22 protein-coding genes and 1 riboswitch are annotated in these 23,261 nt (G+C 43.4%); of the genes, 14 read left to right on the top strand and 8 right to left on the bottom strand.

Features of this window, described 5'->3' with window-relative positions:
* The first annotated feature begins 92 nt into the window (after positions 1-92).
* Positions 93-644: a GNAT family N-acetyltransferase gene (locus E2K93_RS11525; protein ID WP_135439236.1), complete on the top strand. Its 552-nt coding sequence runs from the start codon at positions 93-95 to the stop codon at positions 642-644.
* Between the two features lie 34 nt (positions 645-678).
* On the opposite strand, the gene E2K93_RS11520 is transcribed toward E2K93_RS11525, so the two are convergent.
* Positions 679-921 (bottom strand): DUF2960 family protein, encoded by a 243-nt coding sequence (locus E2K93_RS11520; protein ID WP_135439235.1) that lies wholly within the window; start codon positions 919-921, stop codon positions 679-681.
* Positions 922-935: 14 nt separating this feature from the next.
* Positions 936-1,595: an alpha/beta hydrolase gene (locus E2K93_RS11515; RefSeq protein ID WP_135439234.1), complete on the bottom strand. Its 660-nt coding sequence runs from the start codon at positions 1,593-1,595 to the stop codon at positions 936-938.
* 158 nt (positions 1,596-1,753) lie between these two features.
* Here E2K93_RS11515 and E2K93_RS11510 point away from each other — a divergent pair, with 158 nt between their 5' ends.
* Both E2K93_RS11510 and E2K93_RS11505 read left to right on the top strand, forming a co-directional pair.
* Positions 1,754-1,978: a hypothetical protein gene (locus tag E2K93_RS11510; protein ID WP_135439233.1), complete on the top strand. Its 225-nt coding sequence runs from the start codon at positions 1,754-1,756 to the stop codon at positions 1,976-1,978.
* 140 nt (positions 1,979-2,118) lie between these two features.
* Positions 2,119-2,670, top strand: coding sequence for a DUF4136 domain-containing protein (locus E2K93_RS11505; protein ID WP_135439232.1), 552 nt, complete (start codon positions 2,119-2,121; stop codon positions 2,668-2,670).
* Between the two features lie 140 nt (positions 2,671-2,810).
* Here E2K93_RS11505 and ispB read toward each other — a convergent pair whose 3' ends face one another.
* Positions 2,811-3,782, bottom strand: coding sequence for an octaprenyl diphosphate synthase (gene ispB / locus E2K93_RS11500; protein ID WP_135439231.1), 972 nt, complete (start codon positions 3,780-3,782; stop codon positions 2,811-2,813).
* A 366-nt stretch (positions 3,783-4,148) separates the two neighbouring features.
* Between ispB and rplU the strand changes: the two genes are divergently transcribed.
* The 4 genes from rplU to folA all read left to right on the top strand — a co-directional run bounded on the left by rplU (position 4,149) and on the right by folA (position 6,892).
* The gene (gene rplU / locus E2K93_RS11495; RefSeq protein WP_135439230.1) at positions 4,149-4,460 is read left to right on the top strand and encodes a 50S ribosomal protein L21; all 312 of its coding nucleotides are present in this window, start codon (positions 4,149-4,151) and stop codon (positions 4,458-4,460) included.
* A 15-nt stretch (positions 4,461-4,475) separates the two neighbouring features.
* Positions 4,476-4,733 (top strand): 50S ribosomal protein L27, encoded by a 258-nt coding sequence (gene rpmA / locus E2K93_RS11490; RefSeq protein WP_135439229.1) that lies wholly within the window; start codon positions 4,476-4,478, stop codon positions 4,731-4,733.
* Positions 4,734-4,933: 200 nt separating this feature from the next.
* A complete protein-coding gene (gene cgtA / locus E2K93_RS11485) occupies positions 4,934-6,100 on the top strand; it encodes an Obg family GTPase CgtA (RefSeq protein ID WP_135439228.1) in 1,167 nt (388 codons plus the stop codon).
* A gap of 300 nt (positions 6,101-6,400) precedes the next feature.
* A complete protein-coding gene (folA, locus tag E2K93_RS11480; RefSeq protein ID WP_135439227.1) occupies positions 6,401-6,892 on the top strand; it encodes a type 3 dihydrofolate reductase in 492 nt (163 codons plus the stop codon).
* Between the two features lie 85 nt (positions 6,893-6,977).
* Here folA and E2K93_RS11475 read toward each other — a convergent pair whose 3' ends face one another.
* On the bottom strand, positions 6,978-10,151 hold the full coding sequence (locus E2K93_RS11475; RefSeq protein ID WP_135439226.1) for an efflux RND transporter permease subunit: 3,174 nt from the start codon (positions 10,149-10,151) through the stop codon (positions 6,978-6,980).
* Positions 10,151-11,344, bottom strand: a complete 1,194-nt coding sequence (locus E2K93_RS11470; protein WP_135439225.1) for an efflux RND transporter periplasmic adaptor subunit — start codon at positions 11,342-11,344, stop codon at positions 10,151-10,153. Before E2K93_RS11470 ends, E2K93_RS11475 begins: the two co-directional genes overlap by 1 nt.
* A 462-nt stretch (positions 11,345-11,806) precedes the next feature.
* Between E2K93_RS11470 and E2K93_RS11465 the strand changes: the two genes are divergently transcribed.
* On the top strand, positions 11,807-14,293 hold the full coding sequence (locus tag E2K93_RS11465) for a TonB-dependent receptor (protein WP_135439224.1): 2,487 nt from the start codon (positions 11,807-11,809) through the stop codon (positions 14,291-14,293).
* A gap of 99 nt (positions 14,294-14,392) precedes the next feature.
* On the opposite strand, the gene nagX is transcribed toward E2K93_RS11465, so the two are convergent.
* Complete coding sequence (nagX, locus tag E2K93_RS11460) at positions 14,393-15,526, bottom strand: transmembrane glucosamine N-acetyltransferase NagX (RefSeq protein WP_135439223.1); 1,134 nt, start codon at positions 15,524-15,526, stop codon at positions 14,393-14,395.
* Between the two features lie 222 nt (positions 15,527-15,748).
* On the opposite strand from nagX, the gene E2K93_RS11455 reads away from it, so the two are divergent.
* From E2K93_RS11455 to E2K93_RS11440, 4 genes are all read left to right on the top strand, one after another.
* Complete coding sequence (locus tag E2K93_RS11455; protein WP_135439222.1) at positions 15,749-16,207, top strand: TerB family tellurite resistance protein; 459 nt, start codon at positions 15,749-15,751, stop codon at positions 16,205-16,207.
* Between the two features lie 54 nt (positions 16,208-16,261).
* Complete coding sequence (locus E2K93_RS11450) at positions 16,262-17,170, top strand: S1 RNA-binding domain-containing protein (protein ID WP_135439221.1); 909 nt, start codon at positions 16,262-16,264, stop codon at positions 17,168-17,170.
* A 61-nt stretch (positions 17,171-17,231) separates the two neighbouring features.
* The gene (locus E2K93_RS11445; RefSeq protein ID WP_135439220.1) at positions 17,232-17,654 is read left to right on the top strand and encodes an MAPEG family protein; all 423 of its coding nucleotides are present in this window, start codon (positions 17,232-17,234) and stop codon (positions 17,652-17,654) included.
* Complete coding sequence (locus tag E2K93_RS11440; protein ID WP_135439219.1) at positions 17,651-18,457, top strand: crotonase/enoyl-CoA hydratase family protein; 807 nt, start codon at positions 17,651-17,653, stop codon at positions 18,455-18,457. The genes E2K93_RS11445 and E2K93_RS11440 overlap by 4 nt, the downstream gene beginning before the upstream one ends.
* An 83-nt stretch (positions 18,458-18,540) precedes the next feature.
* Here E2K93_RS11440 and E2K93_RS11435 read toward each other — a convergent pair whose 3' ends face one another.
* On the bottom strand, positions 18,541-19,656 hold the full coding sequence (locus tag E2K93_RS11435; RefSeq protein ID WP_135439218.1) for a succinylglutamate desuccinylase/aspartoacylase family protein: 1,116 nt from the start codon (positions 19,654-19,656) through the stop codon (positions 18,541-18,543).
* An 8-nt stretch (positions 19,657-19,664) separates the two neighbouring features.
* Positions 19,665-20,567 carry a 4-hydroxy-tetrahydrodipicolinate synthase gene (dapA, locus tag E2K93_RS11430; RefSeq protein ID WP_135439217.1) on the bottom strand — a complete coding sequence of 301 codons (903 nt, stop codon included), beginning with the start codon at positions 20,565-20,567 and terminating at the stop codon, positions 19,665-19,667.
* 95 nt (positions 20,568-20,662) lie between these two features.
* A riboswitch (Lysine riboswitch) is annotated at positions 20,663-20,841 on the bottom strand.
* Between the two features lie 235 nt (positions 20,842-21,076).
* Between dapA and E2K93_RS11425 the strand changes: the two genes are divergently transcribed.
* Both E2K93_RS11425 and arcA read left to right on the top strand, forming a co-directional pair.
* Entirely contained in the window at positions 21,077-22,114 is a 1,038-nt protein-coding gene (locus tag E2K93_RS11425; protein WP_135439216.1) for a methyltransferase, read from the top strand.
* A gap of 403 nt (positions 22,115-22,517) precedes the next feature.
* Positions 22,518-23,240, top strand: a complete 723-nt coding sequence (gene arcA, locus E2K93_RS11420; RefSeq protein WP_135439215.1) for a two-component system response regulator ArcA — start codon at positions 22,518-22,520, stop codon at positions 23,238-23,240.
* Positions 23,241-23,261 lie beyond the last annotated feature (21 nt).

Below are 23,261 nucleotides of genomic sequence, written 5' to 3'. Positions count from 1 at the left end.
CTAATGTACCGCAACAGTTAACCTTAATTCAGTCGGCCTGTTATCATACAGACCGACTTTTTTATTTCCTTTAACTCATACAAGGATGCAGCATGTTAACAATCAAGGACTCCGCCCGCCTTAGCTACCGCTTTATCGGCTTGAATGACACCAAGGTGTTGCAAGAACTCGACAGCGATCCACAGGTCATGAAATACATTAATGGTGGCAAGGCCAATAGTATGCACACCATAGAAAGTGTCTTTATCCCTCGTTTAGCAAAATATCGAAATGCCGATAAAGGCTGGGGTCTGTGGCAAGTTGATGAAAAACAAAGCGGTCAATTTCTCGGTTGGGTATTAATCAGGCCGATGTATTTTTTCAGCGAACAACCGCATTGGCGTGATTTAGAAATTGGCTGGCGATTTAAGCAAAGTGCATGGGGTAAAGGCTTTGCCAGTGAGGCTGCTAAACAGGTGATGAATGCGTTAATCGCAGAAGGTGAAGTCGATTATTTTAGTGCCATTGCCGATGCTAAAAATCTGGCATCAATCGGGGTAATGAAAAAGCTCGGATTAGATTATCAAAAGACTGACCAGCACCCGGACGTTGCAGGTGAACAAGTGGTGTTTTATCAACTTAAGGTAACCACAGATAAGCCATAGCGCTAGAGGATGTGACAATAAAAAAGACCAATAATTATTGGTCTTTAATCATCCAGACTTTAGTAAAGCCGATTCGCGCAAACTCCTTTTGCCTAAAATTTTTCATAATGCCTTGGCCACGGCTAACCATTTCCAGTTGCTGCTCCATAGCAAGAATGGACTGGATATCGATACCTTCCGCCGCCGCTACCGCTTCGTACATATCGCGATGTTGAGAATAAGAAAAGGCAATTTTCTTGGTTTTACCTCGATAGATGTACTCTACAAATCTTGCCATGTATGACTCCTAGGTTAGGCCAATCGTGCGCTGATCCAGTCAGCGATATCACTAATTTGCTCTGCACAAACCGCATGCGGCATGGCGTAGGTTTTCGACTCTACCTTGTAATCTAATTGGCGCAAATTCTGCTTCGCTTGTTCACCGAGTACCGGCAACACCACAGGATCTTGACTACCATGCATCACCATAATATCGATATTGCGATTCGCCGCCGATAAGTTAATACAATCTTTAGTCGCAAAGTAGGTCGACATCGCCAACAAACCTGCCAAAGGCTGGGCAAATCGAAGCGCGGTTTCATAGGCCACCGCACCACCTTGAGAGAAACCTGCAATAATGATTCGTTGCGCAGGAATGCCTTGCTCAATTTCCCGTTGAATTAATGCATCGATAGCGTCTGCTGACTGTTTAAGTTGCGCCGCATCAACTTTGCGATCCACGCTCATATCTAAAATGTCATACCAAGCAGGCATCACCATGCCGCCGTTAATGGTGACTGGAATTTTTGGTGAATGGGGAAAGATGAAGCGAATGTGCATGTTCTCTGGAAACTTCATCATAGGAACAACTGGCTCAAAATCGTGGCCGTCGGCACCTAATCCATGCAACCAAATAACACTGGCATTGGCCTGCTCTTGTGGCTCAATCACCACACAATCAAGATAAGACATAAATTCTCTCGCTATAAATTATTGCCATATGATACCGAATATCGCCGTGAGAAACATACTTGATAGCAGAAAAAATCACTGGAGCGGTGATTCAATTGCTGTTAGCTTGCCTAACACGCACGATAAAAATAACAGCGTAATGCAAGGAACGCCCATTAATGTTTAAAAAATATATACGCCCGGTTAAAATCGGCATTAAAACCCGTCTTGAACAAACCGTACTGGAATTGGCTGCGAGTATTATATGCGCGGTATTCAGTTATCAGGGATACCTCGCAGATATCGCCCTGTTGGCGATACCATGCGCTATCGTTAGCGTCGTCAGCTTTGTGTTGTTTTTGCAAAACCTATATTTGCAATTAAACGACTGGCGCAGCAATTAGTAGCAAACCATTTTTGTACCGCCAATTTTTAGCAAATACCTATAAATCTCTTATAGTTAAGTTAGTTAAATTGTTGCTTGGATAACAATGTGATGCAAGCGATGCAATAACAACATCTTCAATCTTAATAAGAGGTGGTGATGAGAACCTTACTCACAACATTACTGTTGCTGTTAACGTTATTTGGCTGTGCGAGTCCGCCCGAAACACTCGACATTGAGGTTAATGCCGATGGTGAGGTTAATCGTGCTGATTACAAGACCTTTAGCTGGATAAATGATCATTACGCCTTAAATCACAGCAGCAATGTCGAACCACAAATCGTCAAAAAAGTTGCTAAACAAATCACATCGACTTTAATTGCCATGGGCTATACCCCTGCTCTATCGGTATTTGATGCAGATTTTACTGTCGGCTTTACCCTGGGGGCTAGAGATAAAATGCCCGCTAATGCCTACCCGAGTGGTTACAACAAAGAAGACTGGTTGGTGGGGCCACTAGGCTACGCCTGGGCACCGAGTGACTCAAACGCTGGTCGCGCCTACAAAGAAGGTGAATTAGCCATTGATATTTTTGACGGTAAGCAAAAGAAACCGGTTTGGCACGGCTATGCTAAAACCATAGTCACCCAAGACGACAATGTGGATGCCGTGGTCGAAGAAGTGGTGGCTGCAATTTTACAACAATTTTAATCGCTATCGCGGCCACAGCCGTGACAAATTAGTGACCATAAAAAACGGGACCGATATCGACCCCGTTTTTTATGACATATTCGCTAGCATGTTAGCTGACATTAGAACAAAACATTAGCACAAGACATTAGCACCAGAAATTAAACACTGCGATTGGCGGCGATATTTGCCAGAGCAATCAATGCTTGCTTATATACACTGTCATCTAGAGTCGCTAATGCTTCTATGGCTTTTTGCGCTTCCTGCTCAGCCATTTGTTGGGTATAGGTTAATGCGCCGGTTTGTTGCATCGCCACAAGAATATCATCAAGGTGAGCCATACCATCGCCATTTTCGATAGCGGAGCGGATCATCGTGGCTTGTTGCTCATTACCATGGTGCATAGCATAAAGTAGCGGTAAGGTTGGTTTACCTTCGGCTAAATCGTCACCGACATTTTTGCCCATTTTTTTGGCGTCAGCGGTGTAATCCATCAAATCATCGATAAGCTGAAAGGCTGTACCTAAATGCATACCATAGGCTTTCATTGCCGCAATAACATCATCCTTTTGCCCTGTCACCACGGCAGCTAATCGAGTCGCCGCTTCAAACAACTTAGCTGTCTTTGAGTAAATGACCTGCATATAACTTTCGACAGTGGTATCTGGGTCGTTGCAGTTCATAAGCTGCAAAACCTCGCCTTCGGCAATGACATTGGTCGCATTAGACAACACTTGCATAACCGTCATGTCGTCAAGCGTCACCATCATCTGGAACGAACGGGTATATAGGAAGTCGCCGACTAAAACACTGGCACTGTTGCCGAACATCGCATTGGCGGTTTCTCGACCACGTCGTAATTCCGATTCATCAACAACGTCATCATGTAACAAGGTAGCCGTATGGATAAACTCGATGATCGCTGCTAAACAAATGTGCTTGTCGCCTTGATAGCCGAGCGCTCTAGCAGCCAATACCGTCAACAAAGGACGAATTCGCTTACCACCAGCGTTAACTATATACATACCTAACTGGTTAATAAGCACCACGTCAGATTCGAGCTGCTTATATATAAGGCTGTTGACGTCGGCCATATCCTTTTCGGCCAAGGATTGAATCTCAGTAATATTCATATATATCGGTTTGATCCCAGAGGATCCTTTATTTAAAGCCGAAGTTGGCTAAAAATCTATTGCTATAATTGTTGTTGCTGATTTTACACTATTTTACGCAAGAGCAAAGACACTTAATGAAAATTTGGGTAAAATATCATCGCTTTATCAACACTTTTGATCTAGCGCAGAATAATGTCGCAACGCCTTGTAAGTCTGGATTTGCTGTGAAATCTCTATGTGTGATTTTATGTAATCTGTATTTCTTAAAAAATTACAGGAAAAATTCATCTTAAGGCTTGCGAATCCAATAATCTTAGCGTAGAATCCGCGACCTATTATTTTAATTTGTGCGTCACATGAAGATGGCGTGTATCGGAGTAGCAAATGTACGCGGTATTCCAAAGCGGTGGTAAACAACATCGTGTAAGCGAAGGTCAAGTTGTTCGCTTAGAAAAATTAGAGCAAGAAATCGGCTCTTCAATTGAATTTGATAATGTTTTAATGGTTGCTGATGGCGACGACATCAAAGTAGGTGCTCCTTACGTTGATGGTGGCAAGGTTACAGCTGAGATTGTAGCTCAAGGCCGTGGTGACAAAGTTAAAATCGTTAAGTTTAAACGTCGTAAGCATTCACGTAAGCAGCAAGGCCACCGTCAGTGGTACACTGAAGTGAAAATTACTGGCATCAACGGTTAATAGGAGTAGTTAACGATGGCACATAAGAAGGCAGCAGGTAGTACTCGTAACGGTCGCGATTCAGAAGCTAAACGTTTAGGCGTTAAACGCTTTGGTGGCGAGACAGTATTAGCGGGTAACATCATCGTTCGTCAACGTGGTACTAAGTTCCACGCTGGTACAAACATGGGTATTGGTAAAGACCACACTCTATTTGCTCTAACTGACGGTAAAGTTCAGTTTGAAGTAAAAGGTCCTCAAAACCGTAAGTTTGTATCTATCGTCGCTGAATAATAGCGATTAACGACACAGATTGAAAAGCCTCGCTTCAAGCGAGGTTTTTTTTTGCATAAGAGTAAGGGCCTAGCAGCCAGTGAAATACTGTGCTGATAAAATATCTACGCTGAAGTTTTATGACTTAAGCGGGATTGCGTTTATAATTAGGTTCTTATTGCCAAAACATTGTTCCCCAGATTGGAGCTTGATTAAAGCTAATGAAATTTGTTGATGAAGTAGAAATTCGCGTAGACGCCGGTGACGGTGGTAGTGGTTGCGTCAGCTTTCGCCGCGAGAAGTATATCGAATACGGTGGTCCAGATGGTGGCGACGGTGGTGATGGTGGCGATGTCTACCTCGAAGCCGATGAAAACCTAAACACCTTAATAGATTATCGCTTTGAGCGTTTTCACAATGCCCAGCGCGGTGAAAACGGTAAAGGTCGTAATATGACCGGTCGACGCGGAAAAGACTGTACTTTGAAAGTACCAGTTGGTACTCGCGTTCTTGACTGCGATACAGGTGAGCAAATTGGCGACTTAACCAAGCACAAGCAAAAGTTAATGGTTGCTAAAGGCGGCTGGCATGGTCTAGGTAATACTCGCTTTAAAAGCAGTACCAACCGAGCACCACGTCAAAAAACATTAGGTACTCCTGGTGAGATCCGTAACTTGCAACTAGAGCTGATGTTGCTTGCTGATGTCGGTCTACTTGGTTTACCGAATGCCGGTAAGTCGACACTGATTCGCAGTGTATCAGCGGCCAAACCAAAAGTTGCTGACTATCCATTTACGACGTTAGTACCAAACCTAGGTGTTGTGCGCTTAAACCAACAACGCAGTTTTGTTATTGCTGATATACCGGGTCTAATCGAAGGTGCATCTGAAGGTACCGGACTTGGTATTCGCTTTTTAAAACACCTTGAACGTTGTCGTATTTTATTGCACTTGGTTGATGTATTGCCAGCAGACGAGAGCGATCCTGCGGAAAATGCCGCCACTATCGTTAAAGAGCTTGAGCAATATTCAGATAAATTAGCGAATAAACCACGCTGGTTGATCTTCAACAAATTGGATTTGTTGCTTGAAGACGAAGCGCAAGAAGTTATTCAACGTGTTGTTGAAGCTCTTGATTGGCAAGGTGAAGTTCGTACGATTTCGGCGTTTAATCGCGAAGGTACGCAACAGCTAACCCAAGACATTATGAACTTTATCGAGACATTACCAGAAGAAGATGTTGTTGAAGAACAAGAATCTGAATCTGTTGAGTTTAAATGGGATGATTATCATAAAGAGACAGTCGAGAACTACGACTATGATGATGACCTAGATGATGAAGATTGGGATGACGACGATTACGACGTAGAAGTCGAATATCGCAAATAAGCTGCAATCTGTAAGCTAATAAAATAAAACGCCAGAGCAACGTCTCTGGCGTTTTTGTATCTGACTATTTTTCAACGCTGTCAGCACGGTTGCGAAAATCTTGCAATTTTCTCTTACTTTCTCTTATATAGGTCAACGATGATGCTAGCCAAAGCCTTAAAAGCCCTTTAGAATTGCCTAATTCAGTGCGCAATAGTGCGATGCCTTTGGCTGCTATCATCGCCAGCTAGCAAGGCACGTACGGCTATGCAGATAAACCCGTGCTCATACGATATAGAGCGAAGAGATAAAGAGACTCACATGACTATTCTTTCGATGATTGTTGCTCACGCCAACAATCGTGTTATCGGTAAAGACAATGATATGCCTTGGCATATGCCAGCAGATCTAAAATACTTCAAAAAAACCACCTTGAAAAAGCCAGTGATCATGGGCCGCAAAACGTTTGAATCAATCGGTTTTCCGCTGCCGGGTCGCCGTAATATTGTCATTACTCGAGATGCCAATTACCAAGCTGATGGCATTGAAACTGTCGATAGTGTCGATGCCGCATTGGCGTTAGTGACCGATGTAGAAGAGATCATGGTGATTGGTGGCGGCAGTATTTACCAACATTGCTTACCGGCGGCAGACCGACTGTATATTACCGAAATCGATCTTACCACAGACGGCGATACCTTCTTCCCAGACTATAATGCCGATAACCAGTGGCAGTGCGTTAGCGAAGATGCGCAGCCTGCGGATGAAAACAACGCCCACCCGTATAATTTTAAGGTTTACGAGCGCAAGTAATAAGTAGGGTCAGAACAAAAAACAAGGGGTCAGAACTAAAGTTCTGACCCCTTGTTTTTTGACCCTTGTTTTTTTCCGTTGTAACTTAATTATGGTTTTCTGCTGCCACAGGCGTTGATTCACTGCGCTGTTGCGGGTCGCCAGAGGCGATATTAAACCAGCGACGAAATACCGCTTTAATATCTTCAAACAACACGTACAGACATGGAATCAACATCAAGGTTACGACGGTTGCGAACAACACACCAAAACCAAGTGATACCGCCATTGGCACAACCAATTTAGCTTGCATGCTGGTCTCAAAGAACATTATTGGCGCTAAGCCGATAAACGTCGTTAACGAGGTCAGCAAGATAGCACGGAAGCGATAACAACCGGCATCAACCACCGCATCTTTGGCGCGTACACCCGCATCACGAGCTTTGTTGATGTAATCAATCATAACCAAAGAGTCATTGACCACAACACCCGCTGCCGCTATCAGACCAAACAATGACAGTACCGACAAGTCCATGCCGAGTATCATATGTCCACCAACGGCACCGATAATACCAAATGGAATCACCGACATAATAATCAATGGCTGTGAGTACGACTTTAATGGAATCGCTAACAAGCTAAAGATGATCATCATCGAGATAATAAAGTCACGTATTTGCGTGTTCGCACTTTGCATCTCTTCTTGGATTCGACCCGATAATTGACTCTTCACCAAAGGATACTTTTTCAACAGTTGCGGGATATAGTTATCGCGAATATCCGCTGCAATTTTAAATGGTTCGGCTTGCATCGCATCGACTTTGGCCCAGACATTAATGGTGCGGTTACCGTTTTCACGACGGATTTGATTCACACCATTGGTGACCTTTATCTCGGCAATTTCTGATAGTGGCACTTCACCGCCATTTGGCAATTGCACCATAACATCATCAACGTGACCAATTGAGCTACGGTCTTTCAATGGGTAACGCACCATAACTTTGATTTCTTCACCGTTTCGCAATATGCGCTGTGCTTCCAAACCATAAAAGCTGTAACCTACTTGAGAGGCAACATCCGCTAAGGTTAAGCCCATGCTGTAAGCCAAAGGTTTAAGCTCAAACTGGACTTCGCGGGCACTGTTCATACGCGAATCAGTGACATCACTGACACCAACCAAGGAGTTTAATTTCTCTTTTAAGTCGCGCGACGCTAACAATAACTGTTGGTCATCATTGGCTTCTAGACGGAAACTGATATCCCCATCATCACGATCGTTACCAAATAAATTATCCTGCGTATCAAGGCGTTTAACCCCTGGGATCAATGGCATATTGGCGCGCCACATTTCCGCTAATTCAAAGGTATTCATTGGGCGCAATTCTGGCTCAATCAACTTGACCATAATTTGCGCTTGAGTTCGTTCACGCAAGTCAACTTGCATATCAGAAATCATGCGTACACCATGCTCTTGCTCAATTTTGTCATCAACCGCATAAAGCGATTTTTCGATGGCGCGAGCCGCATCTAATGTTGCCTGTTCCGAAGAATCCAAGTTCATTTCCAAGTTAATACGTGGAAAGTCATGTGGGATTTTAGGCTGGCCAACAAAGCGCACTAAACCACTTTCAAATAAGCCAACACAAATCATCACCATGGCGATAAACAAACAGGTCACGCCGTAACGATATTTAACTGCTTTTTGTAGGGTTGGGCGGTATTTGTTTTCAACAAAGTACTTTAATCCCGAATCAATCTTCGCTCGAAAACGTGACATCGGATTTTTTGGGTTTGGCTCGGTCACTTTCATACGCGCTAAATGCGCTGGTAATATCAGTTTTGACTCTACCAATGAGAAAAACAGACACAAGATAACCACAAAACCAATGGCGTGGTTCCACGCTGACGCTGGTCCATCGCTGATAACCAATGGCATAAACGCAGCGATGGTCGTTAGAACACCGAAGGTTGCCGGCATAGCGACGCGTTTTACACCACGAATAACGTTATCAACACTGTGCCCTTTATTTTCGATTTCGGTATAAGCGCTCTCGCCCATAACGATGGCATCATCAACGACGATACCGAGCACCAATATAAAGGCAAATAACGAGGTAATGTTGATGGTTACATCAATCATGCTCATTGGCATCAGTAATAATGTACCAAGGAAACATACCGGTAGACCCATCATTACCCAAAACGCTAAACGTACACGCAGGAATATCGCCAGCATTAAGAAAACTAACACCGCACCTGTCACCAGGTTAGACATCATCATATCCAAACGCTGCTCTAGATACTGGGTTAAATCAACCCAGGTTTCTAAATGCATGCCTTCAGGTAAGGTGTTTTGCTTATCGGCAACATAGGCTTTGAGGACTTTGGCAACATCGGTAATGGACTGATCATTGGCAGCACCAATGAAGAATGTCACCGAGTTTTGACCATTAAACTTAGAATATTGAATACCTTCTTCAAATTCATCGGTTATGGTTGCCACCTCACCAAGCATAATTTTACTGCCGTCTTCACGGGTGATCAGTGGCAGGTTTTCAAATTCGTGACCAATGTAGGCTTGGTTTTCAACGCGTAAATTTATATAGCCATTTTCTGCACGGATTTGCCCCGCTGACATATTACGGGACCAGTTACGTACCGCATTGGCGACATCAACAAATGACAATTTGTATTCACGCAGCTTGTCCTTGCTGACTTCAATGGCAATCTCGTAATTCAGGCCACTGTAATATTCAGAAATATTGATCAGTGGTAACTGCTGTATCTCATCATGTATTTTGCGACCGAATTCTTTCAGTTGCTTTTGTTCCATATCCCCGTAGAGGCTGATATACATAACCTCCTGTCGCATTTTAATGCGCTCCACCGTCGGCCTTTCCATGCCGGCAGGAAATGAGGATATTGAATCAATTTGCGATTTTACTTCTTCAAGAACGACTTGTGGGTCGTAAGCTTCATCAACGCGAAACCAACCGTAAGAAGCGTTTCGACCCGAGTAAGTAATTACTCGCTCTAAGCCTTGTACAGACTCTAGGGCCTCTTCGACTTTGATGGTAATGCCTTCTTCCACTTCTTGTGGCGCGGCACCAGGATAGATAGTGCGATATTCAAGCCAGTTAATTTCCACTTGCGGGAAAAACTGTTTGCGGATGGTGCCCATAGTCAACAAACCGCCGATGATGATCACCGCCATCAACAGGTTTGCTGCTACTGGATTTCGAGCAAACCAGGCAATGAGGCCCTTGTTGGTATCAATCATTACTCACCTTCCTTGAGAGCGATTTGGGTGTCGGTGTCGTCCTCTTCTGTCGCAGGAATATCAGCGTCAGCACCTAGTACTGAAACTGCCATGCCATCGACTGGGAAGTCTAGTGCTGAGGTAATGATCATGTCACCTTGCTCTAATCCATTGGTGACCACGACGCGGTTACCTTGTTGACGTAAGATTTCAACGTTGCGGTAACGTAATTTATCATCATCACCAATAACGGCTACTTGACGATTATCAATTAGATGGCGTGGCACAAGTACCGCACTATTTACCTCAAGACCGGAAATAGTAGCATTCACATACGTACCAAAACGAATAATAGGCTTGTCGGTTTCACGGCCATACGGATCTTCGATTTCAGCAACTAAGTAGTTCATGCGAGATACTTTATCGATCACCCCTTCAGAGCGAGAGATATTGGCTTTCCATTGACTTTCTTGACCCGAAAACTTGCTGCTTAATAGCACCTCAGCATTGACACCACTGTCGAGTAGGAACTGCAATTGGTTATCAGCAACCGGTAAACGAACTTCGGCAATATCGGTACTCAATAGATGACCAATTCTATTACCCACGTTCACAAATGAACCCAAACCAATGTCACGGGCGTCAACCATGGCATCATATGGGGCAACAATTTTGGTACGTTCCAGGTTACGTTTTGCACGTTTTACTGCCGCTTCAGCCGCATCAACTCGCGCCATCTCTTGCGCTAATTGCGGCTTACGTAAGCTCAACTCGGTTGGTGTAGAATTTTGGATACGTTGCCATTCACGTTCAGCAACTTTACCTTGTGCCTTTTCTTGTTCAAGAGAGGCTTTTGCAGATGCTAGATTTGCATGTGCTTCAATTAATGCCGCTTCATAATCGTTTGGATCGATTTCAGCCAAAAGCTGACCTTTACTAACAAAACCACCGCGCACAAACGTATCAGACAAGGTAACAATTTGTCCTGAGATTTGCGCGACTAATTCTGTTTGATACTTAGGTTCAACCAGTCCATACGAGCTGACATCTAACGTTAACGGTTGTAAGTCAACTGTTTGTACCGATACAAATGGAGTTGTATCGATTTCTTTTTTCTCTTCGGGTGGCTTTTTCATTGCACTTAGTGCTTGAAAACCGCCAATGCCTGCGACTAATACGAGAATAGGTATGAAAATTTGCTTTTTACTTGCCACTTTAGTTTCCCCCCGGAAATTCTTTTCTACGTAATAGATTAACAAAGCGATTACAATCTTGGTGTGTCAATATGTTACGAGTTATTACAATTGGAATATAGGTGCCAATTTACGCCTTTCACAGGGCCAAAAAAATTACTACCAGCCTGCAAAAACAAACAAAACAATCTTTATATTCAATCACTTAAAACAAAAGCCATTTTGCGCCGCATAAAATGTAACAACATATTCACAACCGTCTATTACGATAATAAATGCGCGACACCATAGCACAGATTAATGGCTATTTTTAGGGCGATTTTTACAGTTTTTAACAGTTATTTTCGACTTTACCGCTCATTTATGCCGCTGCATCGCTGAAATCGACAAAATCTAGCGTAAATCACTTGCATTCTAAGTGTTATAAAGTAACAATACATGACATTATGTTACATTATAACAATACTTACTTGAGGACTTACTATGGCTACCGCTAAAACTTGGGGGCTAGCACTGATACCTATGCTTGTCTCTGCTTCACTCGCAGCGCAAGATATTACCGGCATCGTTGTCGATAAAGATGGCAATGCAGTGAAGAACGCCAAAGTAAAATTAAAAAGCCAAACCATATACACGGATGAGCAAGGTCGATTTTCATTTACCGATCTTGATGCGAAAGATCATGAAATCCATATCAGTGCCACCGGTTATGGTCATATCAGTAAACAAGTACTCGCGGCCAACAACGCTGAAATAAACGTTACATTATCTCCTTCATCAATTGAAGTTGTTGACGTTTACGCGACACCTTTACATACCTCAAACATAGAATCGGCATTGCCGGTTAATGTGTTGGCTGCAGACGAGTTGCGCCGCAAACAAGCAGCTACTTTGGGTGATACCCTAAAAGGTGAAGTTGGCGTTCACTCAACCTCTTACGGCAGTGTCTCTAGTAGCCCAGTGATTCGTGGCCAAGATGGTCCTCGTGTGCTGATCACGCAAAACGGCCTAGATGTTGCCGATGCATCACGGGTTGGTCCGGACCACATTGTCGCGGCAGAGGCGAGCACCGCACAACAAATTGAAGTGTTAAGAGGTCCATCAACCTTATTTTACGGTAGCGGTGCTATCGGTGGTGTGGTCAACGTTGTCGATAATCGTGTACCTACCAACAGTGACAACCGAGTTGATTACATGGCCTCGCACGATTCGGTTAATGACCAAGATGCGGCATCACTCGCCATTAACACCGGCTCAGACAGCTTTGCCTTGCATGTAGATGGCTTTTGGCGCGAATCAAATGACGTTGATATTCCCGATTATGCCGAATTACATGATGACCATGATGAAGATCACGACGAAGGTCACGATGAAGGTAATGACGAACACGAAGAGCATGATGAGCACGAAGGCGAAGCCAAAGGCACTATCGAAAATACCGCAGCCAAATCAAGTGGCTTTAATATCGGCACAAGTTATTTACTCGATAATGGTTACATCGGTATATCCTATGGCCGTTTAGATCGTGAATACGGTATTCCAGGTCACGCACATGGTGAGGAGCATGAAGAGCACGATGAGCTCGAAGGCCTTGATGAACACGATGAGCATGAAGAGCACGAAGAAATGGTCAGTGGTGAATTAGAGCAAGATCGCTACCAAATGCTCAGTGACTTAACATTCGATGACAGTTTTATAAACCGTGTTGCCACCAAGCTTGCCTATACAGACTACGAACACCGTGAAATTGAAGGTGGTGAAGTAGGTACACAATTTAACAATGAAATGTTTGAAGCAAGAACCGATTTATACCATCACGAAGTGAATGGCTGGAAAGGCGCATGGACATTACATTACAAAGACCGTGATTTTGAAGCCATTGGTGATGAAGCATTTAGCCCACCATCAGAGACAACATCGGTCGCGTTTGGTTGGTTAGAAGAGAAACACTTTGGCGATGTACTTTGGCAAATTGGCGCGCGTATTGAGTACGTTGAGTTATCTGCAGATGGTGACTTTTTCGCGCATGATGAAGAGCACGAAGAACACGAGGAAGAATTCGATGAACATGAAGGCGAAGAACACGCCAGTATCGATGATCAAGATTTCACCCCGGTTAGCTTGTCCGTTGGGGCGGTATGGGATTACCAACCAGGTTACAACCTAGGTTTTTCAGTATCGTATTCACAACGTGCTCCATCTGCGGCGGAGTTATTCTCTAATGGCCCACATATCGGTACCAACACTTTTGAAGTTGGCGCCATTTATGATGTCGAACAACATGACGATCACGTCGATGTTGAGGTCGGCTCACAAAATGTCGACCTGGAAACATCGTATAACTTAGATTTGACCTGGCGTAAATTCGAAGGTGACTTTGGTTTCGTACTAAGTGCCTTTTACAACCAAGTTGAAGATTACTATTACCAACAAAACACAGGTTTTTTTGCCGAAGACGGCCACGAGCATGAAGACGAAGTCGACATGATGGAAGAAGACGAGCACGGCGATGAAGAAGGTTTACCGATTTACGCTTACCGTCAAGCTGATGTTGATATGTATGGTGTGGAAGCTGAGTTTGTATATCAAATATCTCAACCGTTACAATTATCGGTGATTGCCGATTACATTCGTGCCGAATTATCTGATGGTGGAAACCTACCACGTATTCCACCGATGCGTATCGGCTCTGAACTTGCCTACGAGCAAGACAGCTACGTAATTTCAACCGGTGTAACTCACTACTTTGAACAAGACGATGTTGCAGAGATGGAAACATCGACCGACAGCTATACCATGGTCGATGCCAATGTAAACGTCTATTTAGATAACATCGGTGACGATTTTGTAATCTTCTTTAAAGGTCAAAACTTAACGGACGAAGAAGGTCGAGTGCACGGTTCTTTCTTAAAAGATATCGCCCCACTGCCAGGCCGCAATTTTTCTGTCGGTATACGCGGTAGCTTTTAAGCTCAGCGTCCTCCAATTAAAAAGCCCGCATCAATAGCGGGCTTTTTAGTTTTGTATAAAACGGTAGTCGTTCTTAATCAGCGAAAAACGCTGTTAGCACTACACTTTTATGAAAATTTTGTGGCGGTACATCCAAGCCAACAACAGCCACTGCACAGCCAATAGAAATACAATAAATATCAATGCCTGCCATGCCTCAGGCAATGCAGCCAAAATGCCACCAAATAAGCTGTTCACCAAATACTGCCAATTGACCAACGCCGTTGCCAAATAGATGATGATTGAATTCATGCCAATGATAGCAAATGGTTTCGCCATTTTTTGGTAGTCACAGATATCAATTAAGAAATAAAACAAGGCCAGAAATAGTAAGCTCCAACCACTGGTAACCAAAACAAAACTTGGCGTCCATAAGGTTTTATTCACCGGGACAAGATTGTCTAACCCCCAACCAATCAGCAAAGTCACTAGGCCAGCAAGCAGCAAGTATTTCAACAGTGTATAGGGTTGGTGCTTAAACTGAACAATTAAACGACCAACAAACACACCGGCAATGGCATTTAATATAGAGCCTAAATTAGACAATAAACCTTCCGGGTCGACCGCTAGATTCTGGTAGCGAATGCCCGGTAGCAGCGTTTGATCAACCCAAGCATTGAGAGAATAGTTAACCGAGTAATTACCGCCATAATCGCCAATGGTCGGCACCGCTAATAACAACCAATAAGCAAAAAATAGCAGTGCAGCAACCGCAAGTTGGGTTTTTAAATTGCAATGCCAAACCAACATGGCAGCGACGAACCACGCCAAGCCAATACGACCTAAGACACTGACATAACGTACACCTTCACTGTCCATTGGGATGCCACCACCCCAGCCATGGTTATAGACAATGCCTAATAGAAACAACAATCCGAGCCGCTTTAGCGCATGCTGATATTTACCCTTGCGCTGTTGCGCGGTAAGACTTGCAATTGGCTTTGCCGCAAGACCTAAACTGACGCCCGATAAAAAGATAAACAGCGGAAAGATCAGATCATAAAAGGTAAAGCCATGCCATTGACTATGCAGCATTTCAGCCGCGGCCAGTTTGAAAAAGCCAATACCGGTCAGGGTAAATAGAGCAGCAAACAAGCCTTCGGCACCTAATATCCAAAACATATCGAAGCCACGCAGCGCATCAATTGACAGCAATCGTTGCTTAGCCTGTGGTTGTTTTATTTCTGTCGTCATAACCAACTAATTATTGTAAGAAAAAGTTTATTACCCCACTCTAGCACAACGATAAAGTGACGATAAGCAGTTTTTGACAGCGCTGTCATACAAGCTATCTGTAGCTTAAGGTAACGATGCGCAACAAAGCGTAAACACGAGCTTGTGACGTTGACCAGAAAAATGCATTATCTGCCAATTACGGCTATTATTAGCAAATCAGAATTATAAATCCTAAACGCTATGATCAATCGAATTCGAGTATTTATTAAGACCCTGCAAGTAGACACTGTTGTTGCTAACACCATCTCACTGGAAATTGCCACGGCAGTGTTATTATTTGAAGTTATGCGCGCTGACCAACAAATTGAAGAGCAAGAAAAACAGCTTGTCGTCGATGCCTTGCAACAGCATTTTGATTTATCAAAAACCGAAGTCATGGATGTGCTTTCACTGGCTGAAGATGAATCCGCGCATGCCCATGATTTATACAAGTACACGTCATTAATAAATCAGCAATTTGAGCTCGGTGATAGAATCAAAATCGTCGAATTGCTGTGGCAAGTTGCGTACAGTGATGGTCACCTTGATGTTATTGAAGAACATGTCATTCGTCGAATAGCCGACTTATTGCATCTACGACACGGTGAATATATTCAGTGCAAGTTAAAAGTACAAAATCAACACGGCATTGAAAGTTAAAATGATGTAGAATACCACGCTCTTTTTTCCCTCAGTTGAATAGCAGGATTCGGCATGGCTGATATTGGCAAAATAAACACATTAACGGTTGCAAAACTAACCGAACAAGGCGCGTATCTTGACGCCAATGATCTAGGTGAAGTTTTATTACCTAATCGTTATATGCCTGAACAATTAGCCGAAGGTGATGCAATCGAGGTATTCATTTACTTTGATTCAAACGATCGGTTAATCGCCACCACCGAAACGCCAAAAGCACAAATGGATGAATTTGCCAGTTTGAAGTGCTTGGCGGTTAATAAGATTGGTGCTTTCCTCGACTGGGGCTTACCGAAAGATTTATTGGTTCCATTTAACCAGCAACACCATAAAATGGAAGTCGGTAAATATTACTTAGTTAAGGTCTATAAAGACCAATACAGTGATCGTATCGCCGCAACCAGTAAAATCGATCGATTTTTGGATATCTGGCCAGCAAACTATGAGATTGGTGATCGGGTCGATTTGATCATCGCCAATAAAACCGATTTAGGTTTTAAAGCAATCATCAATGAAAAGCATTGGGGTCTGATTTTCCACACCGATATTTTCCAACCACTAAGATCAGGGTTGAAAACTCAAGGTTATATTAAGCAAGTACGTGAAGATGGCCGCGTCAATCTAACCCTAACACGTAGCGGCATGGGTAAAATCAATGATTTTGCGCCACATTTTTTAAGCTATTTACAAGAGCACGATGGCGTTTGTACCATCAATGACAAAAGCTCTCCTGAGCAAATCAAAGACGCGTTTAATGTCAGTAAAAAGACCTTCAAAAGCACCGTTGGTAACTTATTAAAGCACGGTAAAATTCGCATTGATGGTGACAAGATATTGTTAGAGAAAAGCAAACCTCAAAGCGCTAAAAAACGCCCTACAACAGCAGCGAAAAGTAACCACAAAAGCAAACCTAAAAAACGCTAGCATTTGCGCTTTTTAGCCTACCAACATACAATGGGTTAACCTAATAAAAGGGGTTAACCCTATGACAAGCAACATTATTCTTCCTGTTTTAGCACTGTTATTACTGACCATAATCGTTTGGCTGTACATGTACTACAAACGACTTTCTTACCTCTTTAAACACAACATAGACGCGCAAGACTTAGTGAGCCCTGAGCAGCTAAAAGCGATTATTCCCGAGACCGTTAATCGACCGGCTAATAACTTGGCGAACTTATTTGAAATGCCAGTGTTATTTTATGTGTTGATGCTACTGGCAATGCAACAGCAATTTGATAAACCAATATTCATCGCCTTGGCATGGGGTTTTGTCGGTTGCCGAGCCATACATTCTTTGATTCATTGCAGCTATAACCGAGTCATGCACCGTTTCGCTTGCTATTTTCTGGCCAGTTTGTGTTTGATTGGCCAATTTGTCCTGTTCGCGTTGGAGATACTGACATGATCGATGTTCGCTACCAAGACAATATCGCTATTGTCACCCTTAACCGACCCGACAAGATGAATGCTTTAAATATCGAGTTATTTGAAGCTATCGATAAGGTGTCAAAACAGCTGCGTAAAAACCGTCAAATACGAGCCATCATCCTGACCGGTTCTGGTAACAACTTTTGCGCCGGCATCGATATTAAGTCGGCGCTTGGTAGCAAAACCGCGGCGATAAAACTGCTGTTTAAATGGTGGCCTGGGCAGGCGAATCTAGCGCAAAGAGTCAGTCACAACTGGCGTACAATTCCGGTCCCAGTAATTGCCGCTATTGAAGGCCATTGCTTGGGTGGCGGTGTGCAATTGATTTTAGGGGCGGATTTTCGTATCGCCAATCACAATGCCCAGTTTTCCGTCATGGAAGGAAAGTGGGGCATCATCCCCGACATGAGTGGCAATATGGGCTTAGCGCAGCTGATGCCAAAAGACCAAGCATTGAAGTTGGTGATGAGCGCAGAAACCTTTGATGCTAAGCAAGCTCTGCAGTATGGTCTGCTTACCGAGCTAGATGACAAGCCACTGCAACGTGCCATCGAATTTGCGCAATCCTTGTGCCAGCGCTCACCAGATACATTGGCCGCCAGCAAAAAGCTCTATCATAAATCATGGACTGACAAACCGTGGCGCTGGTTGATGCGCGAATCTTGGTACCAAATTAAAATCTTGCTTGCCAAGAATCAGCGTATTGCGGTTAAGCGTCAGCAATCTATCGACAAAGGTGAACAAGCAAGCCGAGACTTTGTCCCTCGTCAGCGTTGGTAATGACTCAAATTAGATATCCGCTACAAACATAAAGGGCTTGTTAAACAAGCCCTTATTATATTTATTCGCGGTAGAGCGCGAGCTTACAACTCGAAATAATTGGTGAAGACTTTATACAGTTCGGTGCCTAAATTGACGCTTGCCGAGGCAAAATGCAAAATAGGAATAGCATCTTCTTCTAACTGGATATAATGCAACGCATCACCATCTCCGTAGTTGTCCATACGTAAGATGCGCGCCAACGGTGAGCCAGCTTTTAGTTCTTCACCAAATTGCGCAAGATAGTCGACCATACCGCCCATCGGCGAATAAAATATCTTGTAATCTTTTAAGTAACAGGCGTAACGAGTGATGTTTTGCGGTACAAATTCGTCACTGGCAATGACCTGCTTATATTGTAAGTAAGACAAGATTGACTTGGCATCGTATAAGGCTTCATCCAGATCGATTAGCTCTTGTGAGCCAAGTTCTACGGTAAAACTTTCCTTACCAAAATCGAGTTCGCGGCCATTTTCGGCAAACTTCTCGGCTAGCGTCCACCATGGACAAAACGTCGCTTCGTCCATTGCCCCAGCAAAATCATTGGGGATCAATATGGTATGTGGAATATTGAAAAAGCTGGCACTATTGCGTGCGTATTCCGGACAATAAATATGTTTTGATGATATTGGCCCGGTATGTAAGTCCAAAACAATATCGTGCTGGTGCGCTAATTGTTGTAATCGATAAGCAATACGTCGGCCAGTACTTAACCCGTAATTGTTGTGATCCAGCTTTTGCTCAATATCATCTAACATCAATTGCTGAAAATATTGTTTGATGGTATCAACATCACTGTTGCTGTGCTCTTGCATGACGTGTTCAATCAGCTGTTCATTATGATGGAACATGCGATTCCAGTTCACACCGGTAATCGGGTCAAATCGACCTAAGGTGTACTCACCATTTTTATGATTACAGCCGACAGGGTTGGCGTAAGGCACCAACGTGATATCACCAAGCAGAGATTGCTTTTGCAATAGCTCTAGTAATTGATAGATTACCGCATTGCCCTGCACTTCAGCGCCGTGAATATTGGCTTGAATATAGACTGACGGTCCTTGTCCATTGCCTTTTAAGCGATAAACAGGAATGGTCAATGACACGCCACTGGCCATCTCACCGACGGTTAATACTTGCTTGGTAAACAACTCTGTCATAATTGCTATTAAAGGTTATTGCGGCTATTGCACAACCACTCAGTGATTGCTGTATCCGCCGCCAAAACTTTGCTATCAGAAGCCAGTTCCAGATGGGTTAGTGGTGCACGCAATACAGGCGATGAGATAACCCCTTGCTTGTGCATTAACACTTTGACTGGAATTGGGTTGGCAACCTCAAACAACGGGCTGATGGCGTTATACCAAACAGGAAATAAGCTAGCACCTTGGCCAGTCAATGCTTGACGCACATACAAATGAGTCGCCTCAGGCCAAGCGTTGGCGCAAACCGACACCAAACCGACAGCACCAGCCGAGGCAAGGTATGGGATCAGAGCGTCTTCACCTGAGTACATTTTCATGTTCGGCGCTGCTTCGACAAAACCTAAAAACTCATTGATGTCGCCACTGGCTTCCTTCATTGCCCACAAGTTTGGATGCTCGGCAAGATTTTGTACGGTTTCAACGGGGATACTCACGCCAGTTCGCGAAGGCACGTTGTAAATCATGCACGGTTTTGTGGCGATATCCATCAGTGCTTTAAACCAATTGGTTTGACCGATGATGCCAGGTTTAGTGTAGAGCGGCGCGGTGAGCAAGTAACTGTGTATTGGCAACGAATTGCATTGTTCAATCCAAGCCGATTGTGCTGCTAGGTTAGCACCACCAACGGCAACCATAAGCGGCACCTGCGGCTGTAAATCACAAATAAATTTAACAATTTGGTATTGCTCTTGTTGTTCGATAGCCAAGCCTTCACCGGTGCTACCGCAAATCAAAATACCATTACCAGCTTGTACTTGATCCTCTACGATTTTAGCTAGGCTGTCATAATCTATCTCGCCAGCGTCGTTGAACGGCGTGACTAAGGCTGTCCATAGAGGAAAATCATCAAGTTGAAAAGTTGTCATGTTACGTCTCGTTACTGCGTGCGATGTGTTTATCTTAATCGCGATATTTATTATTCGAGCGTAAATAGAAAGACTGGAGCCAGCAATATGATGCTGGGGCCAGAAGCTCTCCACTTAAACTCATGTTAAGCGACAGCTGCAGGGATTCAACCCATACAGCCGACAGTATACCTACCTTTTTTGGTATCTGCCTCGGCGATAATCCCCCTGATTATCCTTTATACGGGTAAGGCCCTAAGGATAACTGCCTGGTTAACGCTCCTCTTCTGATCCTCGGAAGGATGAGACACATATTTAATGTGTCGGAATGTCGCGTATTTAACCACTTTAGCAAACGCAATGCAAACCACAAAACCGCATTTATATAGTCAGCCTAAGTTCTCGCATCTGGCTTGCCTAAAATGATAGCTGCATTGGCAATAAGGTATTGTGTTAGCTCGGCTAAATTTATGCTTTTTTCCATAGTCATAACATGCGAAAATAGCGTTTTTACGACATCACGGTAACTTATGGCTGTTAGTAATCCATCACAACTATTACTCAGAAATACTGACTTATTGGACAGTAAACACCCCTTAGTTGTCGGTTGCCCTGATGTAGAACTGATCAAAGAACTGACTCAACTGTATCCTGATGCCAAGGTTACCAGTTACCAGATAAATTATGCGCAACATCAAGCGATAAGCAAAGCCTGTCAAAATGTGCACTGTGAATTTGGCGAACAATACCAAAGCAAGCAGCAACATGATCTGGTTATCTTTTACTTCCCGAAATCTAAACCTGAATTTACCATGCAAATGGCCATGCTCTCGAACAGCCTAAGCGACAACGCCATTGTATTGTTCGTTGGAGAAAATAAAGGTGGGGTTAAATCGGCGGCGAAACTGGCAGCAGACTATGCCTTGCGATGCGATAAAGTTGATTCAGCAAGACATTGCCTTTTGTATGAGATGGTGTTTAACAATAACCGTTCAGCATTTGTGCTTGATGATTGGTATCGCCAATATCAGATACAGCAAGGTGATACGGCATTGACCATTTGCGCTTTGCCGGGCGTGTTCTCTCATGCAGAGCTTGATATCGGTACCCAGTTATTATTGCAGCATATACCAGACAAAGTGACCGGTAAGGTGCTTGATTTTGGTTGCGGCGCGGGCGTTATTGGTTGTTATATTAAGATGGCCAATCGCGATGCCGATATCGAAATGATTGATGTCAACGCCTTAGCGATTGCCAGCGCTGAAAAAACACTGGCTGTTAACAAGCTTAGCGGTAACGTCTATGCCTCAGACGGTTTATCTAATGTCGGCCAAGGTTATCAACTCGTGGTATCTAATCCGCCATTTCATCAAGGCTTAAAAACCCACTACCAAACCACCGAAGTGTTTTTGCAAAGCGTTAAAAACAAAATCAACAAAAATGGTAAATTGACCATAGTTGCTAACAGCTTTTTAAAGTATGCACCGATTATTGAAAAGCAATTTGGGCATTCAAACTTGCTCGCTAATCACAAAGGTTTTGCGATTCATCAAGCGCAAAAGCGTTAACACAGAGGTAAATGTTAAACGCAGCAAAACACAGGGTAAATACAAGGTTAATATTGACAACAAATTAACCTACCAGTAATGCTTTTTTGTCAATTTTCATTTGTTACTAACCTAACAAATGGCCAAGGATTACAATTTGTTGCAAAGCCGGCTTTTCCTCTCCCACATAACCACCAACACCTATCTATATAATAATCAATAACTTACAAAGAGACACAGGTGTTTTGTTTACATTTTGTCACTTACATTTTTACAACAATTTCACCATTGTTTACTTTCTGACATTCACTATCATATGCAACATAAATTTTAATCTTGAGTTTGCAGCCAAAAATGCAGCGACTCTATACGCCCTTATGTTTTCATGCTCGCTGACATTTGGGTATTAACTGTTGAGGTATATATGATCAACCAACCGCAAGCCAAAGTTCTCATCGTTGAAGATGAAGAAGTAACACGTTTAAATCTGAAAAATCTGTTTGAAGCTGAAGGTTACTTAACCTACGTAGCGGCAAATGGTGAAGAAATGGAGCGTCAACTACAAGATCGTAATATTGACCTTGTTTTGATGGACATTAACTTACCAGGTAAAAACGGTCTGTTATTAGCTCGTGAAATCATCGAGAAAGACGACAAAGGTTTGATCTTCATCAGTGGTCGTGACAGCGATGTGGACAAAGTATTGGGCTTAGAGATCGGTGCGGATGATTATATCACTAAACCTTTTAACCCACGCGAGTTAACTATTCGTGTACGCAATCTACTTAAGCGTATTAGCCAAGTAGAAAAAGCGGCACCAATGGCAGCAACTGAGTTGATTCATTTCGACAACTGGCAGTTAGACCCTAACTCTCGTCAAATGACATCACCAAATGGCATTACCTTCCCAATTCCTCGTGGTGAGTATCGTGCCCTACGTCTATTAATGGCGAATCGCGGTAAGATTGTTACCCGTCAGGCGTTAATTCAAGAAATGACCGGTCGTGACCTACGTGAAAATGACCGTACTGTTGATGTAACCATCCGTCGTTTGCGTAAGCATTTTGAATCAGACGACGCTAGCCCTGAATTCATTAATACCATTCACGGTGAAGGTTACCGTTTTATCGGTAATATTGAATTATAAGCGTACGGCTTTTAGAACAAG

The sequence above is a fragment of the Thalassotalea sp. HSM 43 genome (genome assembly GCF_004752005.1).
GTDB lineage: Bacteria > Pseudomonadota > Gammaproteobacteria > Enterobacterales > Alteromonadaceae > Thalassotalea_A.
The sequence above is the reverse complement of the archived record's forward strand: the minus strand, read 5'-3'. Positions and strand labels throughout refer to the sequence as shown.